Annotated in this window: 15 protein-coding genes; 7 read left to right on the forward strand and 8 right to left on the reverse strand. The window is 68.9% G+C overall.

The features are described from left to right. Window positions 1-81: 81 nt before the first annotated feature. A complete protein-coding gene (locus tag AC5Y7E_RS06840) occupies window positions 82-603 on the forward strand; it encodes a serine/threonine protein kinase (protein WP_499948100.1) in 522 nt (173 codons plus the stop codon). 3 nt (window positions 604-606) lie between these two features. Here the strand turns inward: AC5Y7E_RS06840 and AC5Y7E_RS06845 are convergent, their stop codons facing one another. The 4 genes from AC5Y7E_RS06845 to thiO are packed head-to-tail and all read right to left on the reverse strand — an operon-like array spanning window position 607 to window position 3,347. Next, window positions 607-1,374, reverse strand: a complete 768-nt coding sequence (locus AC5Y7E_RS06845; RefSeq protein ID WP_499948102.1) for an SGNH/GDSL hydrolase family protein — start codon at window positions 1,372-1,374, stop codon at window positions 607-609. Beyond that, window positions 1,371-2,129: a thiazole synthase gene (locus AC5Y7E_RS06850; RefSeq protein ID WP_499917930.1), complete on the reverse strand. Its 759-nt coding sequence runs from the start codon at window positions 2,127-2,129 to the stop codon at window positions 1,371-1,373. Before AC5Y7E_RS06850 ends, AC5Y7E_RS06845 begins: the two co-directional genes overlap by 4 nt. Then, the gene (thiS, locus tag AC5Y7E_RS06855; protein ID WP_499917929.1) at window positions 2,122-2,319 is read right to left on the reverse strand and encodes a sulfur carrier protein ThiS; all 198 of its coding nucleotides are present in this window, start codon (window positions 2,317-2,319) and stop codon (window positions 2,122-2,124) included. The genes AC5Y7E_RS06850 and thiS overlap by 8 nt, the downstream gene beginning before the upstream one ends. After that, a complete protein-coding gene (gene thiO, locus AC5Y7E_RS06860; RefSeq protein WP_499917928.1) occupies window positions 2,316-3,347 on the reverse strand; it encodes a glycine oxidase ThiO in 1,032 nt (343 codons plus the stop codon). Before thiO ends, thiS begins: the two co-directional genes overlap by 4 nt. A 154-nt stretch (window positions 3,348-3,501) precedes the next feature. Between thiO and thiE the strand changes: the two genes are divergently transcribed. Then, window positions 3,502-4,173, forward strand: a complete 672-nt coding sequence (gene thiE, locus AC5Y7E_RS06865) for a thiamine phosphate synthase (RefSeq protein WP_499948104.1) — start codon at window positions 3,502-3,504, stop codon at window positions 4,171-4,173. Here the strand turns inward: thiE and AC5Y7E_RS06870 are convergent. After that, a complete protein-coding gene (locus AC5Y7E_RS06870; protein ID WP_499917925.1) occupies window positions 4,145-4,786 on the reverse strand; it encodes an NUDIX hydrolase in 642 nt (213 codons plus the stop codon). The two genes, thiE and AC5Y7E_RS06870, sit on opposite strands and share 29 nt — an antisense overlap. 140 nt (window positions 4,787-4,926) lie before the next feature. Between AC5Y7E_RS06870 and glnX the strand changes: the two genes are divergently transcribed. From glnX to AC5Y7E_RS06885, 3 genes are read left to right on the forward strand one after another with little or no spacing between them, the layout of a single operon-like run. Further along, window positions 4,927-6,246 carry a protein kinase G-activating protein GlnX gene (glnX, locus tag AC5Y7E_RS06875; RefSeq protein WP_499917924.1) on the forward strand — a complete coding sequence of 440 codons (1,320 nt, stop codon included), beginning with the start codon at window positions 4,927-4,929 and terminating at the stop codon, window positions 6,244-6,246. Next, window positions 6,246-7,223, forward strand: coding sequence for a glutamate ABC transporter substrate-binding protein (locus tag AC5Y7E_RS06880; protein ID WP_499917923.1), 978 nt, complete (start codon window positions 6,246-6,248; stop codon window positions 7,221-7,223). Before glnX ends, AC5Y7E_RS06880 begins: the two co-directional genes overlap by 1 nt. Continuing rightward, window positions 7,223-9,511, forward strand: a complete 2,289-nt coding sequence (locus AC5Y7E_RS06885; protein ID WP_499917922.1) for a serine/threonine-protein kinase PknG — start codon at window positions 7,223-7,225, stop codon at window positions 9,509-9,511. Before AC5Y7E_RS06880 ends, AC5Y7E_RS06885 begins: the two co-directional genes overlap by 1 nt. Window positions 9,512-9,623: 112 nt before the next feature. On the opposite strand, the gene AC5Y7E_RS06890 is transcribed toward AC5Y7E_RS06885, so the two are convergent. After that, window positions 9,624-10,478: an endonuclease domain-containing protein gene (locus tag AC5Y7E_RS06890; protein WP_499948106.1), complete on the reverse strand. Its 855-nt coding sequence runs from the start codon at window positions 10,476-10,478 to the stop codon at window positions 9,624-9,626. Between the two features lie 620 nt (window positions 10,479-11,098). On the opposite strand from AC5Y7E_RS06890, the gene AC5Y7E_RS06895 reads away from it, so the two are divergent. Beyond that, window positions 11,099-12,415 carry a DUF1800 domain-containing protein gene (locus AC5Y7E_RS06895; RefSeq protein ID WP_499948108.1) on the forward strand — a complete coding sequence of 439 codons (1,317 nt, stop codon included), beginning with the start codon at window positions 11,099-11,101 and terminating at the stop codon, window positions 12,413-12,415. Between the two features lie 10 nt (window positions 12,416-12,425). Next, entirely contained in the window at window positions 12,426-13,601 is a 1,176-nt protein-coding gene (locus AC5Y7E_RS06900) for a DUF1501 domain-containing protein (RefSeq protein WP_499948109.1), read from the forward strand. On the opposite strand, the gene AC5Y7E_RS06905 is transcribed toward AC5Y7E_RS06900, so the two are convergent. Further along, window positions 13,590-14,753, reverse strand: a complete 1,164-nt coding sequence (locus tag AC5Y7E_RS06905) for an acetate kinase (RefSeq protein ID WP_499948110.1) — start codon at window positions 14,751-14,753, stop codon at window positions 13,590-13,592. The genes AC5Y7E_RS06900 and AC5Y7E_RS06905 overlap by 12 nt on opposite strands. After that, the gene (gene pta, locus AC5Y7E_RS06910; RefSeq protein WP_499948332.1) at window positions 14,750-16,813 is read right to left on the reverse strand and encodes a phosphate acetyltransferase; all 2,064 of its coding nucleotides are present in this window, start codon (window positions 16,811-16,813) and stop codon (window positions 14,750-14,752) included. The genes AC5Y7E_RS06905 and pta overlap by 4 nt, the downstream gene beginning before the upstream one ends. Window positions 16,814-16,815 lie beyond the last annotated feature (2 nt).

The following is a 16,815-nucleotide window of genomic DNA, read 5'->3' on the forward strand; positions in this document are numbered from 1 at the left end:
GCGCCGCAGCCGATTCTTCGAACCGAGATCCGAGAAACGTTCGCCCCTCTTTATTTCCATCAACCGCAGGGAGTCAGGAAAATGTCACATCGGAACACCGCACTGCGAGTCGCGTCGGCCGCAGCCATAACGGGCAGTCTGGCTTTCGCGGGCGTCGGCGCCGCGAACGCCGAACCCAACACCGGCAACGCGACGGACATGAACACGTTGGCCGCCTCGCTGTCGAAGGGCTACGGCCTGAACAACTGCAAGCCGCAAGAGCTTTCCGAGACCGGTGAACTGGCCGAACTGGTGTGTGGGCAAAGCCCAGACTCCAACGGACCCGGCTCCGGCGTTTACGCGCTCTTCTCCAACAGCACGAACCTGGGCTCCGCCTTCAGCTCCACCATCAAAGACGTGTCCTTGGCCGCGTGTGGGGACGCCGGGGCGTCGCCGGGAACGTGGAAACAGAACGGCCAGACGGGCGGCCAGATCGCTTGTGGCACCTACAAGAACTACGCCACCTTGACCTGGACCACCGACGCCAAGAACGTGTTGGGCCACCTGACCGCATCCAATTCGGACGTCAACGCGCTCTACCAGTGGTGGCGCACGAACGGCTGACGTTTACAGCTGGGCCGCAATCAGATCCGTCACCGCCCGCATCCCGGCCGCGTTCGGGTGTAAGGGGGCGGGGCGGCGCGGCAGGCCAATACCGAAGCGTGCGGGCAGCGTCGTCCACGGCTCTGCCGACCATGCGTGATGCTCGCGACCCGCCGCGCCGGCGCGGATGACCTCGCAGCCGGTCGCCGCGGCGGCGTCGGCCGTCATCGTCTCCAGCGTGGCGGCCACGTGCCGGCCCAGGTCGGCGTCGGACGGCGAGAGCGGCTCGGCCGGCACGCCCGGCGGCGGCAGCAACGTCAGGTAGTCGACGAAGAAGATCCGTGCCCGCGCCGATCGCTGGCGCAGCGCCCGGCCGACCGCGCACAGCGATTCAAACACCGCGTCCAGGGCGCGATCCCGCGCCCGGCGATCCAGCAGTTCGGAGATGCGATCACCCAGCAGCGGCAGGTGACGCAGCGAATGCGGCAGTGCCGCGGCCATCAACAGCGGAACGTAGCCGACGTCATTGCCGCCGATGGTCACGGTGACAAGGCTCTCGGTGCCGTCCAGGGCGGCGATCTGGGGTGGCGCGCCGTGTTGGCGCTCGGTGAGCACGTGCGCGGTGGTCGCCCCGGAGAAGGTGACGTCGGTCAAGTCGTGCCGGTATCGCTGCGCGATCAGGTGCGCATAGTTGCGTGCGGATCGGCCCGACCAACGCGGGGCCCCGGCGGCGCGGGGGCGGATGCCGGGACCGGCGGCCATCGAACTGCCCAGCGCCACATAACGACTCATGGTTGCGGGCTCGACGCCTGCGCCCAGAACCGCTTCGGGATCCGTCCGGCGCGCCGCGCCAGATACCCGGCGGTGACGGCGGCGGCCATCGCGGCGGCCATCGCGGCCGGATCGGCGGCCCTGGTCACCGCGGTGGCCAACAGCACGGCGTCGCAACCCAATTCCATGGCCAGCGCCGCGTCGCTGGCCGTTCCGATGCCCGCGTCGAGCACCACCGGAACGCCGGCCCGGGCGACGATCATTTCGATGTTGTGCGGATTGGTGATACCAAGCCCGGTGCCGATCGGCGAACCCAGCGGCATGACGGCCGCGCAGCCGGCGTCTTCGAGCCGGCGTGCCAGCACCGGATCGTCGTTGGTATAGGGCAGGACGACGAACCCGTCATCGACCAATTGCTCTGCGGCTCGCACCAATTCGACTCCATCGGGCAGCAGCGTGCGTTCGTCGGCGATCACCTCGAGCTTGATCCAGTTGGTGTCCAGCGCTTCGCGCGCCAACTGCGCGGTGAGCACCGCCTCGGCCGCGCCGCGGCATCCCGCGGTGTTGGGCAACGGCGTGATGCCCAGCCGGTTGAGCAGATCGAGCAGGCCGGTGCCGCCCTCCGCGTCGACCCGGCGGATGGCGACGGTGGTCAGTTCGGTGCCCGAGGCCACCAGCGCCTCCTCGAGCACCGCGAGGTTGCCGGCTCCCCCGGTCCCCATGATCAGGCGCGACGCGAAACTGCGGTCGCCGATGGTCAGTTTTGCATCAGCCACCTTGCACCGCCGTCACTATCTCGAGCCGGGCGCCGTCGAAAAGTTCTGTGCTCCAACGGGATCGCGGTAACACCGCGTCGTCCATGGCCACCGCGACGCCGCGGTCCGGAAAACCCATGGAGTGCAGCAGCGCGGCGACCGTGACATGCGCGTCGACGTCGACCTTCTGCTCGTTGACCATGACGATCATTGGCGTGCTCCCACCGGGGACAGTTCGGACACGATCTGTTCAGCCGTCCAGGGCGCCAACAGGAATCCCGATCGGCCGTGGCCGGCGGCCACCAGCGTTCGCGCATCCAGGCGATGTACCAGCGGCAGATTGTCGGGTGTCATGGGGCGCAACCCGGCGGCGCACTCGGCCAGCTCGTATTCGCCCAGGGCGGGCAGCACCGCGCACGCGTCGTCGAGCAGGTCACGCACCCCCGACACGACCGGGGCGGTGTCGCGCCCGTGCTCGTATTGGGTGGCCCCGACCACCACCCCGTCGGCGCGTGGCACCAGGTACACCTGCCGTCCGTGCACCCGGGCGCGAATGACCCGCTGCGGCAACGGCATACAGCCCTTGCGCCACCGCAGTCGCAGCACTTCGCCCTTCACCGGGCGGACCGGCAGGCCGGGCCACAACGCCGGCGCGTCGATGCCGTTGGCGATCACCACCGCGTCGGCCGCGACGCGCGACAACTCGTGCACCGGCGGCGCCCACGACACCCCGAGACGCTCGCACTGGTCAATCAAGGCGTCCAGCACCGCCCGGTTGTCCACGGCCAGCTCGGTGGGCGCCCGAAAGCCGTGCCGGATGCCCTGCGCCAGCAGCGGCTCGACGTCGCGGGCGGTCGACTCCCAGACCACCGGGTGCCCCTGGGCGGACAACCACTCCGCGACGGTGCGCAGATCGGCGGCATCGGCGCGGTCGACGGCCACCACCAACGACTCGCGCGCCGTGACCACCTCGGCCGGCAACCCGTCCAGGAAGCCTCCCTCGCGCCACAGCCGCAGCGATTCCAGGCCGAGACGCAACAACTGTTCTTCGCCGGGCCAGCCCTCGCTGTGCGGCGCCAGCATGCCGCCGGCGACCCAGGATGCGCCTTTGTGGTCGCTGCGGTGCACCCGCACCGACCACCCGGCCTGCGCGGCGCGGCGCGCCACCGCGAGCCCGATGACGCCGCCGCCGATGACGGCCAGCGACCCCGGCGGCGGGCCCGAGGGTGTCCCGGTCATGCTTGAACCTCCCTTCGCCGGCATTATCCGGATCAGGTGTGACGGTAAGGGCCGGTCGGGCGCAAGCCCGGTGGTGCCCACTCTCAGCCCCGCTCCCGGGACTCCCGTGTCTGGTAATTCTCTGCGCTCCACGCTAGCGCGCTAGCGTCTCGGTGTGCATCCACGTGGTACCCGCCTGTTGGCGGCGCGGCTGTATCTGTGCACCGACGCGCGCCGGGAGCACGGCGACCTGGCCGAGTTCGCGGACGCCGCCCTGGCCGGCGGCGTGGACATCATCCAGCTGCGCGACAAGGGGTCGGCCGGTGAGCAGCGGTTCGGCCCGCTCGAAGCGCGCGAGGAGCTGGCGGCGTGCCGGATCCTGGCCGACGCGGCCCGCCGGCACGGCGCCTTGTTCGCCGTCAACGACCGCGCCGACATCGCCCGCGCGGCCGGCGCCGACGTGCTGCACCTCGGGCAGGGCGACCTGCCGCTGGACGTCGCCCGCGACTTCGTCGGGACGGACGTCCTGCTCGGACTGTCCAGCCATGACCGCGAGCAGGCGGCTGCCGCAGCCGCCGGCCAGGCCGACTACTTCTGCGTCGGCCCCTGTTGGCCCACGCCCACCAAACCGGGACGCCAGGCGCCGGGCTTGGGATTGGTGCGGGCCGCCGCCGAGCTGGGAACCGGCAAGCCGTGGTTCGCGATCGGCGGCATCGACGAGCGGCGGCTACCCGAGGTGCTCGCGGCCGGTGCCCGGCGCATCGTGGTGGTGCGGGCGATCACTGCGGCCGCCGACCCACGGGCCGCGGCCGAACGGCTCAGTTCGGCGCTGGCAGCAGCGAGCTGATCCGGCGGGTCAGCTGCGAGGGCTCCTGACCGGCCCCGCCGGCCTCGCCGGGCATACACCAGACGAAGACGCCGGCCTCGATTTCGATAGTGCGCGGCAGGTATTGGCGTCGTTCGTCGCCGTGGTCCAGCGGCAACACCGTCGGTGCGGTGCGCAGCCGCTGCCAGCTGGCCGCGAAGCCGGGATGCAGTGGCAGGTCGGCCACCTCGTCTTCGGCGACCCAACGCATCTCGGCGCTTTCCCGGTTGGGCACGGTGTGCAGCAACTCCTCGGCGTCGGCGACGACGGTGGTGTAGCTCCAGTGCGTGCCGGCCATCCCGGCGACCTCGGCCGTGACGACGGTCGCACGCACGGCCAGTCGCTCACCCGGGAGACCGGCCTCTTCGTTGGCTTCGCGGACCGCCGTCTCCTCCGGCGTTTCGTGGCTGTCGCGGGCGCCGCCCGGCAGGCCCCAGGTCCCGCCCTGATGACTCCACACCGCGCGATGCTGCAGCAGCACCGCGGGCGTGCCATCGGCCTGCGGGGCCCGCAGCAGCAAACCCGCCGCACCGAAGCGACCCCAGTAGTGGGCGCCGCTGTCGGAGATCACCCAGCCGTCACCGTCGCCCTGCACCGACTCAGGATATGCAGACTTGGTTGGGGCGTCGCGAATTGCGTCCGCCTCCACCCATCCACCCGAACATGCTCTTAGACTTCGCTTATAGAGGTCCGTGCAGCGAAATCCGGTGGCCGAGAGACGAGGGCTGATAAGACGTGACGGTTGAGCTGGCGCACCCGTCGACCGAGCCGCAGGGATCGCGGTCACCGGCCGAACCAGCCCATCCACGCTGGTGGTTCATCTCGACGACGCCGGGCCGCATCCTGACCATCGGCATCGTGCTGGCCGCGCTCGGCGGGATCAGCGCCTTCGCCACCTCGACCACCATCAACCACCGGCAGCAGGTGCTCACCACGGTGCTCAACCACACCGAGCCGCTGTCCTTCGCCGCCGGGCGCCTCTACACGACCCTGTCGGTGGCCGACGCGGCGGCGGCCACCGCGTTCATCGCCGAGGCGGAACCGCAGCCCGTTCGCCAGCGCTACGAGCAGGCCATCACCGACGCGGCGGTGGCGGTGACCAGGGCGTCGAGCGGGCTCACCGACGAACCGCTGGTGCAGTTGCTGGGCCGGATCAATGCCGAGCTGGCCGTCTACACCGGCCTCATCGAGATAGCCCGCACCAACAACCGGGAGGGCAATCCGGTCGGCTCCTCGTACCTGTCGGAGGCGTCGGGGCTGATGCAATCGACGATCCTGCCCGACGCGGCGCGGCTCTACAAAGCGACGTCGGAGCGGGTGGACGCCGAAACCACCGCGTCGACGCAGATCCCCGCGCCGGTCATCATGGTGGTCGGCGCCACCGTGATCTTCGGCGCGTTCTCCCACCGCTGGCTGGCGCGCCGCACGCGGCGCCGAATCAACCCGGGCCTGGTGGTCGGCGCGCTCGCTATTCTCGTCATGGTGGTTTGGGTTGGGACTGCGCTCACCATTTCTACGACGGCCAGTCGTAGCGCGAAGGACACTGCCGCCGAATCCCTCAAGACCGTCACGAACGTCGCGATCACCGCCCAGCAGGCGCGCGCCGACGAGACGCTGTCGCTGATCCGTCGCGGGGACGAAGAGAAACGCAAGCAGTCGTTTTACCAGCGCATCGACTCCATGCACCGGCAGCTCGACCAGTACATGTCGCGCAGCGACGCGGTGGACAAGCCGGACCTGGAAGGCGCCGATCAGCTGCTGCTGCGCTGGCGGCAGGCCAACGACCGGATCACCTCCTACATCTCGGTGGGTAACTACCGCGCCGCGACGCAGGTGGCCCTGGGCAGCAGCGAAGAAGACTCCACCCCGGCATTCGACAAGCTCGATGGCGAGCTGGTCAAAGCCATGGATCAGGGCCGCATCACCCTGCGCAACGACGTCATCAACGCCCGCAGCGGGTTGTCCGGCGCCCAGGTGGGTGGCGTGGTGCTCAGCCTCGGCGCCGCGATCGCGGTGGCGCTCGGGCTGTGGCCGAGGCTGAAAGAGTACCGATAATGGCCCGGCTGCCGCTGCTTCGCCGGGTGTGCGCCGTGGCCGGCGCGGTGGTGGTACTGGCGGGTTGCGGACACACGGAATCGCTGCGGGTGGCCAGCGTGCCGACGTTGCCGCCGCCGACACCGGTCGGCATGGAGCAGTTGCCGCCACAGCCGCCGCTGCCGCCCGACGGCCCGAACCAGGGCTGCGACCTGACGGCAAGCCTGCGGCCCTTCCCCACCAAGGCGGAGGCGGATGCGGCCGTCGCCGACATCCGGGCCCGCGGTCGGCTCATCGTCGGGCTGGACATCGGCAGCAACCTGTTCAGCTTCCGCGACCCGATCACCGGCGAGATCACCGGTTTCGACGTCGACATCGCCGGCGAGATCGCGCGCGACATCTTCGGGGCGCCCTCGCACGTCGAGTACCGGATCCTGTCGTCGGACGAGCGGGTCACCGCGTTGCAGAACTCCGAGGTGGACGTCGTGGTGAAGACCATGACCATCACCTGCGACCGGCGCAAGCTGGTGAACTTCTCGACCGTCTACCTCGACGCGAACCAGCGCATCCTCGCCCCGCGCGACTCGCCGATCGTCAAGGTCTCTGACCTGTCCGGCAAGCGCGTCTGCGTGGCCAAGGGCACGACGTCGCTGCACCGGATCCAGCAGATCGATCCGCCGCCGGTCGTGGTCTCGGTGGTCAACTGGGCCGATTGCCTGGTGGCGATGCAGCAGCGCGAGATCGACGCGGTCAGCACGGACGATTCGATCCTGGCCGGGCTGGTCGAAGAGGACCCCTACTTGCACATCGTCGGCCCCAACATGGCCACTCAGCCCTATGGCATCGGGGTCAATCTGAACAACACGGGACTGGTGCGGTTCGTCAACGGAACCCTGGAACGGATCCGCCGGGACGGTACGTGGAACACGTTGTACCGCAAGTGGTTGACGGTGCTGGGGCCCGCGCCGGCCCCACCCACGCCGAGGTATCTGGACTGATGGCCGAGCCGGACAAGCAAACCGAGCAGCCGGAAACCGGCGCCGAGGACGTGGCGGACGTGGCGCCGGGCACCCAGCCGGCAGACGTGCAGACCGGCGCGGCGACCGGGCGGCTGCAGGCCACCCAGGCGCTGTTCCGTCCCGATTTCGACGACGACGATGACGACTTCCCGCACATCTCGCTGGGTGCCCTCGACACCGATCCGCAGGACCGCTTGACGGTCGCGACGCGGTCGCTGCCCGCGGTCCGACAGCTCGGCGGTGGCCTGGTCGAGATCCCGCGTGGGCGCGACATCGATCCGCTCGAAGCCCTGATGACCAATCCGGTGGTGCCGGAGTCCAAGCGTTTCTGCTGGAACTGCGGAAAGCCGGTGGGCCGGTCCAGCAAGAAATCCAAAGGCACGTCGGAGGGCTGGTGCCCGTCCTGCGGCAGCCCGTATTCCTTTCTGCCGCAACTGAATCCCGGCGATATCATCGCGGGCCAGTACGAAGTCAAGGGCTGCATCGCACACGGCGGTCTGGGCTGGGTTTACCTGGCGGTCGACCACAACGTCAACGACCGGCCGGTGGTGCTCAAGGGTTTGGTGCACTCCGGCGACGCGGAGGCACAGGCGATCGCGATGGCCGAACGGCAGTTCCTGGCCGAGGTGGTCCACCCGCAGATCGTGCAGATCTTCAATTTCGTCGAGCACGTCGACCAGCACGGGAATCCGGTCGGCCTCATCGTCATGGAGTACGTCGGCGGTCAGCCGCTCAAGCACGGGAAGGGCGAGAAGCTACCCGTCGCCGAGGCCGTGGCCTACCTGCTGGAGATCCTGCCCGCGCTCAGCTATCTGCACTCCATCGGCCTGGTCTACAACGACCTGAAGCCGGAGAACATCATGCGCACCGAAGAGCAGCTCAAGCTGATCGACCTGGGTGCGGTGTCGCGGATCAACTCGTTCGGATACCTCTATGGCACACCGGGTTTCCAGGCGCCCGAGATCGTGCGCACCGGCCCGACGGTCGCCACCGACATCTACACCGTGGGCCGCACACTGGCCGCCCTCACGCTCAACCTGCAGACCCGCAACGGCCGCTACGTCGACGGCCTGCCCGAGCACGACCCGGTGCTGGCCATCTACGACTCGTTCCGCCGGTTGTTGCGCCGCGCCACCGATCCCGACCCGCGGCGCCGGTTCTGCAGCACCGAGGAGATGTCAGCGCAGTTGATGGGGGTGCTGCGCGAGGTGGTCGCCCACGACAGCGGGGTGCCGCGGCCCGGCCTGTCGACCATCTTCAGCCCCAGCCGCTCGACGTTCGGGGTCGACCTGCTGGTCGCCCACACCGACGTGTACCTGGACGGCCAGGTCCACTCGGAGAAGCTCACCGCTCGCGAAATCGTTACCGCACTGCAGGTTCCGCTGGTCGACCCCGCCGACGTCGCCGCTCCCGTCCTGCAGGCGACCGTGTTGTCCCAGCCGGTGCAGACCCTGGACTCGTTGCGCGCGGCCCGGCACGGGACGCTGGACGCCGACGGCGTCGAGGTGTCGGAGTCGGTGGAGCTGCCGCTGATGGAGGTCCGCGCGCTGCTGGATCTCGGCGACGTCGCCAAGGCCACCCGCAAGCTCGACGACCTCGCGGAGCGGGTCGGCTGGCAATGGCGGTTGGTGTGGTACAAGGCCGTCGCCGAGTTGCTCACCGGCGACTTCGATTCGGCCACAAAGCATTTCATCGAAGTCCTGGACACGTTCCCCGGCGAGCTGGCGCCCAAGCTTGCGCTGGCCGCCACTGCCGAACTGGCCGGCGATGTCGACGACCACAAATTCTACGAGACCGTGTGGAAGACGAATGACGGGGTGATCTCGGCCGCGTTCGGATTGGCCAGAACGCTGTCCGCGGAAGGGGATCGGGCCGCCGCGGTTCGCACGCTGGACGAGGTGCCGGCCACCTCCCGGCACTTCACCACCGCGCGACTGACCAGCGCGGTGACGCTGCTGTCCGGCCGCACCAAGAGCGAGATCACCGAGGAGGACATCCGCGACGCGGCCCGGCGGGTGGAGGCGCTGCCGCCCACCGAGCCCCGCGTGCTGCAGATCCGCGCCCTGGTGCTGGGCTGTGCGATGGACTGGCTGGAGGACAACAAGGCCAGCACCAACCACATCCTCGGCTTCCCGTTCACCGAACACGGGCTGCGGCTGGGCGTCGAGGCCTCGCTGCGCAACCTCGCCCGCGTCGCCCCGACCCAGCGGCACCGCTACGCGCTGGTGGACATGGCGAACCGGGTGCGTCCCACCAGTACGTTCTAGGGCTGGGGTTTGGGGGCCGGGGTTTGGGCCGGCTTCGTTGAGTGTGAATCGTCGGCTTTCGGTGTGAACGCTGGGCGGCGACACGCCGACAACCCCCACCGTAGGTTCACGTTCAAAGCCGTTGCTTCACTCTCGATTTCGCCAGCGCCGCCCGCACGCGGCGGACGATGCCTTCGGGCCGGTCCTCCGCGACGACCCGGACGATGATCCACCCCAGCTGCTCGAGCATCTCCGTGCGCTTGATGTCTTTGACGTATTGCCTTCGGTCGGTGCGATGTTGGTCGCCGTCATACTCCACGGCGACCATCGACTCCGGCCAGCCCAGGTCCAGGTATGCGATCGGAAAGCCGTCAACGCCCGGCACCGGGATCTGGGTCTGCGGCCGGGGCAGGCCGGCGTCGATGAGCAGTAGCCGCAGGTAACTTTCGCGCGGCGACTGTGCACCAGGGTCGACCAGGTCGAGCGCGGTCTCTAGTCGCCGTAGTCCGGGCGCGTGTGGGTGCGACCCGGCGACACCCAGTACGTCGTCCACCTTGAAACCCGTTGCACGCGCGAGCGAATCGAGCCGAACAACCGCCGAGCGGATCGCCCCGCGCCTCCCGATATCGAAGGCGGTTCGCTCCGGTGTGGTGAGGGCCAGCCCGTCACGCAGCTGCATCTCACCGGCACACAGCGTTGCCCGACGCGTCAGTACCCCGTCCGGCGGACGATTGTTGCTGTGTATCAGCTCAACCGGCACACCGTCGGGAATCCACTTGGCGCCGTGCAGGAAAGCGGCGGCAGCCCCTGCGATAACGGCTCGGCCACCAGACCACAGCCATGCAGCGGTGATGCGCAAGTCAAGAGAGAGCATGGCGTCGTTCGAGATGTAGACATCGGGAAACACCGCGCGGTATCGCGTCCGCAGCTGGTGTCGGCTCAACGCCCCACAGCGCAGCACCTCGCTGCCGACAAACGGCTCCTCCACGCCGCGACCATCGCATGTCTGCCACGGTGCGCGAGTACATCTGTGCACAGGGCCACGAGGCCACGAGGCCACGTCCGTGACTGACCCTTGCGGGCAGCGCCGGACGGAGAGTGAACTTACCTCCGCACGGACTCCGTCAGTAATTTCGATGGGCGCAGAGAATCCACAGATGCGCGAGAGTCGTCATCTGGAGACAAAGTTCCGGCGAGGTGCTAGCGCTGGCAGCGCTTGCGTTGCCGGCTGCGGCGCCGGCCAGCTGAAAGAGCCGTCGGGCCCGTCATGGTGGTGCTCGAGGGCCCGACCCAGGATTCCCCGCGCCCAGGCGAGTGTCTGGTTCGGGTCGCGGGCTTCACGTTGAATCGGCACGCTCGCGACAGCCAAAAACCTGGTGCCACCGGCGCCTGGGCACCGGCACGATCGGCCTTGTCGCCGACCGCGGTACCCCCACGGCTACTTATTGGCGCGGCGGGGCCAGCCCAGAAGCAAAGCCCACCGAGATGCGCTGGGCCGCCCCCAAGGAACATGAGACCACCGACCGCACACTGATGAAAAGCACCCACTCTCACGCAAATCACAACAAAACACAGCAAAATCTCAGTTGCACGCCGCACAGTTATCTCATGGCAGGCCAGTCCACCAGGTGGGTCAGCACGGCCCGCATGCTGCGCCGGGCCGGGTTCGGGGTGACCGGGCCCGAGGTCGACGCGGTCGTCGGCCGGGACTGGCCGGGCTACGTGGACGCGATGCTGGCCACCGATCCCGACGCCGACCCGGGCGCGGCGGCCACGCCGATGCCCGCCTTCGACGCACCCAGGCCGCCGGGCAAGGGCGCTACGCCGGCCGCGCGCCAGCAGTACAACCAGCGGGTGACCCAACAGTTGGACGTGCTGTCGAATTGGTGGATACGCCGCATGGCCGACGTGGGGCAGCCGGTGCACGAAAAGCTGACGCTGTTGTGGCACAACCACTTTGCCACCTCGGCGCAGAAGGTGCGGGTCGCGTCGTACCTGGCCGCACAGAATCAGAAACTGCGCGCCGGGTCGCTGGGCGATTTTCGCGCCCTGGCTTACGCGATGCTGACCGACGCCGCGATGCTGCGCTGGCTGGACGCGTCGCGCAGCACCGCCAAGGCGCCCAACGAAAACCTGGCCCGCGAATTCATGGAGCTGTTCGCGTTGGGACATGGCAACGGCTACACCGAGAGCGACGTGCGCAACGGTGCGCGGGCCCTGACGGGATGGGTCATCGGCCCCGGGGGCGAAACCTCCATGACGCCCAAACGCCATGACGCGGGCGCCAAGACGCTGTTCGGGCAGAGCCGCAACTTCAATGCCGCCGGGTTCTGCGATACCGTGCTGGCGCAACCGAAATCGGCCGAATACGTCGCGGGACGCCTGTGGCGGCAATTGGCGTCCGACGACCCGCCGTCACCGCAGGTGCTCGAGCGCCTGGTCGCCGCCTACGGACCCAACCGCGACCTGCGCGCGCTGACCCGGGCGATCCTCACCGACAGCGAATTCACCAGCAGCCGCGCCGCGGTGGTCAACACCCCGGTCGAGTGGCTCGTCGGCGTCGTCAGGGCGCTGCGGGTGCCGGTCGACGACACCAAGCGCCTGAAGATGATCGACGGCACATTGCGCGCGCTGGGCCAGCGACCGTTCTATCCGCCCAGCGTCGGGGGCTGGCCCAGCGGCCAGCTGTGGCTGTCCACCGCCAGCGCAGGAACCCGCCTGCGCGCCGCGACCGAACTGGCCCGCGCGGGCGACCTCTCCGGCATCGAGGACACCGCCGCCGGCGACCGCGTCGACGCGGTCGGTTATCTGATCGGCGTCGGCTCCTGGTCGGACCGCACCGCCCACGCGTTGCAGCCGCTGGTGCGGCAACCGGCGCAATTGGTGGCGGCCGCCGTCAACACTCCCGAATACCTGACGTCCTAGCGAGACAGCCATGCCCCAGATGAACCGTCGCCGATTCCTGATCGCCAGCGCTGGCGTCGGCGCGGCCGGCCTGCTGTCAGCGGTCAGCTGGCCCGACCTGATGCGTGCGGCCAGGGACCGGCCGCTGGCCGATGGCTCCGGTGTCCTGGTGATCGCCACGCTGTATGGCGGCAACGACGGCATCAACACCGTGATCCCCTACGCGGACAACGCCTATCACGACGCTCGCCCCGAACTCGCCTACGCACCGGGCGACGTGTTGCACCTCGATCAGCAGCTGGGCCTCAACCCGGCGATGAAGGGATTGGCGGGCCTGTGGAACCGGGAGCAGCTCGCCATCGTGCGCGGCGCGGGCTACCCCAAGCCCGACCACAGCCACTTTCGGTCCATGGACATCTGGCAGACGGCGTCACCGGCCGAGCCGGTGGCGACCGGCTGGATCGGCCGCTGGCTCGACGCGACCGGAGATGATCCGTTGCGAGCGGTCAACATCGGCGCCGTCCTTCCTCCGCTGGCCGTCGGCGCGAAGTGCACGGCCGCAGCCCTTTCGCCGGGCGGCGCGCCGGGCAAGGCGGAGAAGTTCGACGCGGTGATGACCGCGCTGGGCGACGACGATCCCGACGACACCCCGGCGATGGCCGCGGTGTGCAAGGCCTACCGAGCCGCACGCACCGCCGACACCACGTTCGCATCGGTGAAACCCAATGCCGGGGAACGTAATTCACTGGCGGCCCAGCTGAGCACGGTGGCTCAAGCCATCAAGGCCCACGTGCCCACCCGGGTCTACACGGTGCAGCTGGGCGGCTTCGACACCCACGCCGGCGAACGCGGCACCCAGCAGCGACTCCTGCAGACATTCGACGAGGCGATTAGCGCGTTCGTCCAGGAGACGGCGGGCCGTGACGTGGTGCTGCTGGCGTATTCCGAATTCGGGCGCCGGGTGCGCGCCAACGCCTCGCAGGGCACCGACCATGGCACGGCCGGCCCCGTTTTCATCGCGGGCTCTCCCGTCAAGGGCGGTTTCTACGGCGAACAGCCGAGCCTCGCCGACCTCGACAATGGAGACTTGAAGTACACCACCGATTTTCGTGACATCTATGCCGAGCTGCTGGCGCGAACGATCGGGACCGATCCCGCCCCGGCGGTGGGCACCGGACGAAGCAGCCTGGGCTTCCTATCGGTTTAGCAGGTTCACGCAGTCGCGGGCGATGGCCAGCTCTTCGTTGGTCGGGATCACCAGCACGGCGATCGGTGAATCGTCCGCGGAGATTTGGCGCGCACCCTTGCCGCCGCCGAGGTTGCGGCGCTGATCGAGGACGATGCCCAGTTCCTCCATGCCGGCGACCGCGTCGTGGCGCACCGCCGGGTCGTTCTCGCCGATTCCGGCGGTGAAGCTGATGACATCGGTGTGCCCCAGCACCGCCAGGTAGGCGCCGATGTACTTGCGCAGCCGATGCGTGAACACATGAAAGGCCAATTGCGCTGACTCGTCGCCGGATTCGATCATCTCCCGAAGCCGGCGAAAGTCGCGCTCGCCGGACAGACCCAGCACCCCGGAGCGCTGGTTGAGCATGGACTCGACGTCGTCGACGCCCATCTGGGCCGTGTGGGACAGGTAGCCGATGACGCTGGGATCGATGTCGCCGCTGCGGGTGCCCATCACCAAGCCCTCCAGCGGCGTCAAGCCCATCGAGGTGTCCAGCGGCCGGGCGCCGGCGATCGCCGAGGCGGAGCAACCGTTACCAAGGTGCAGGACAATCTGTTTCAGGTCGCCGACCGATCGGTCCAGGAACGCGGCGGCCTGCTCGCTGACGTAGCGGTGCGAGGTCCCGTGAAACCCGTAGCGGCGAATTTGATACCGCTGCGCCAGGTCGCGATCGATGGCGTAGGTGGCCGCCGCCGGCGGCAGGTCGTGGAAGAACCCGGTGTCGAACACGGCGATGTGGGCGAGGTCGGGCAGCAGTTTGCGCGCGACCTCGATTCCCTTGAGCGCGGGCGGGTTGTGCAGCGGCGCCAGCTCCGACAATTCGTGGAGCCTGCCGATCACCGCGTCGTCCAGCAGGGTGGGCTGATAGAAAGTGTTGCCGCCGTGCACCACTCGATGGCCCACCGCGACGATGCCGCTCGACCGCAGATCGATACCGTCGTCGGCCAGCGTGTCGAACGCGCGGCGCAGCGCGGCATCATGGTCGGGAACAGACGACGAATCCTCTCCGATTCGCTCCACCAGACCCGTCGCCCGGGCGTTACCCGAATCGGCGTCGACCAATTGATATTTCAGGGATGACGAGCCGGAGTTGATCACCAACACCAGGCGGGCGTCGCCATTGGCCGTCATGGCTGCCCCTGGGCCTGGATCGCGGTGATGGCCACGGTGTTCACGATGTCTTCGACCAATGCGCCCCTGGACAGATCGTTCACCGGCTTGCGCAAGCCCTGTAGCACGGGCCCGATGGCCAGCGCGCCGGCGCTACGCTGGACCGCCTTATAGGTGTTGTTGCCGGTGTTGAGGTCGGGGAAGATCAGCACCGTCGCGCGACCGGCTACCGGCGAGTCGCGCAGTTTGGTGGCGGCGACCGATGGTTCGATCGCGGCGTCGTACTGGATGGGTCCCTCGACCGGCAGGTCGGGATTCCGTTTCCGCACCAATTCGGTTGCCGTCCTTACCTTGTCGACGTCCGCGCCGGTACCCGAGTCGCCAGTCGAGTACGACAGCATCGCGACCCGCGGCTCGATGCCGAACCGCGCGGCGGTGCGCGCCGACGAGATCGCAATGTCGGCCAGCTGCTCGGGTGTCGGATTCGGGATGATCGCGCAGTCGCCGTATGCCAGCACGCGATCGGGTAGGCACATCAGGAAGACGCTGGACACGGTAGCGACATCCGGGACCGTCTTGATGATCTCGAACGCGGGCCGCACGGTGTGGGCGGTGGTGTGCGCGGCGCCGGACACCATGCCGTCCACCATCCCGGTGTGCACCAGCATGGTGCCGAAATACGTGCCGTCGCGCATGACGTCGCGGGCCTGCTCGACGGTGACGCCCTTCGCCTTGCGTAACTGCGCGTACTGCTCGGCGAACTCGTGGCGCAGCCGGCTGTTACGCGGGTCGATCACCGTGACGTCGCCCAGGTCGACCCCGAGTTCTCCCGCGCGCTGGCGGATTCGGGCCTCGTCGCCCAGGATGGTCAGCTCGGCGACGCGGCGCTGCAGCACCCGGCCGGCGGATCGCAGGATGCGGTCGTCGTCGCCTTCGGGAAGGACGATGTGTTTGCGATCCGACCGCGCCTGCAGCGTCAGCTGGTAGATGAACATCTGCGGCGTGATGACGGTGGGGATCGGGATGGCAAGCTGCGCCAACAGATCGGCGATATCGACATGGCTGTCCATCAGCGCCAGCGCGGTGTCGATCTTGCGCTGCGAGGCCGCCGTGACCCTGCCCCGCGCCGCCGCCGCCGCGCCGGCGGTGTCGTAGGTGCCCAGTGCGGTGGCGACGATCGGCAACCGCAGCCGCAGTCCGGCGACCAGCGCGGCGATGGACGGGTGCAGCGCGAAGCCGCCGTTGAGCACGATGCACGACAGCGACGGAAAGCCTTCCGCGGCATGGGCGCTGGCGACGGCGAGCACCACATCCGAGCGGTCGCCGGGGGTGATGACCGCGATGCCGTCGCGCAGCCGCTCCAGGACGTGGTCGGCGGTCATCCCCGCGACCAGCACGCCGGTGACCTCGCGTTCGCGCAGCGACTCTTCGCCGCTGACCGGCGTCCCCCCGACCGCCTTCTCCAGCTCGGCCACCGTCGGCGCGGACAGCAGCGGCTCGTCGGGCAGCACATAGCTGCGCTGGGAGAATCTGCGCAGCGCTTCGGCCACGTCGGCCAGCTCGGCCGGTTCGCACCGGTTGGCCACCACCGCCGCGGTGTGGGCGTGCTGGGCGTCCAGCTCGGCCAGGCAGACGTCGACGACGCCGGCGATCTCCGCGGCCGTGCGCCCCTTGCCGCTGACCGTCAGCAGCAGCGGCGCACCGAGGTTGACCGCGATGCGCGCGTTGGTCGCGAGTTCCGCGGGCCGGGTCACGTCCGTGTAGTCGCTGCCGACGATCACCACCGCGTCGCACGCCTCGGCCACCGCGTGGTAGGCGTCGACGATGCGGGCGATCGCGGCGTCGCCGTCGGCGTGCAGCTGCTGATAGGTGATGCCCACGCACTGTTCGTACGACAGATCCGCGGTGGTCCGCGTCAGGAGCAGTTCCAGGATGTAGTCGCGCTCGATTGAATCGGTGCGCGTAATGGGCCGGAACACACCGACTTTGGCGACCGTCGCGGTCAACCGGTGCAGCAGCCCCAGCGCGATCGTTGACTTGCCGGTCTCCGGCTCGGGGGCGGCGATATAGATCGCAGACACGG

The sequence above is a fragment of the Mycobacterium sp. NGS17 genome, assembly GCF_059813205.1.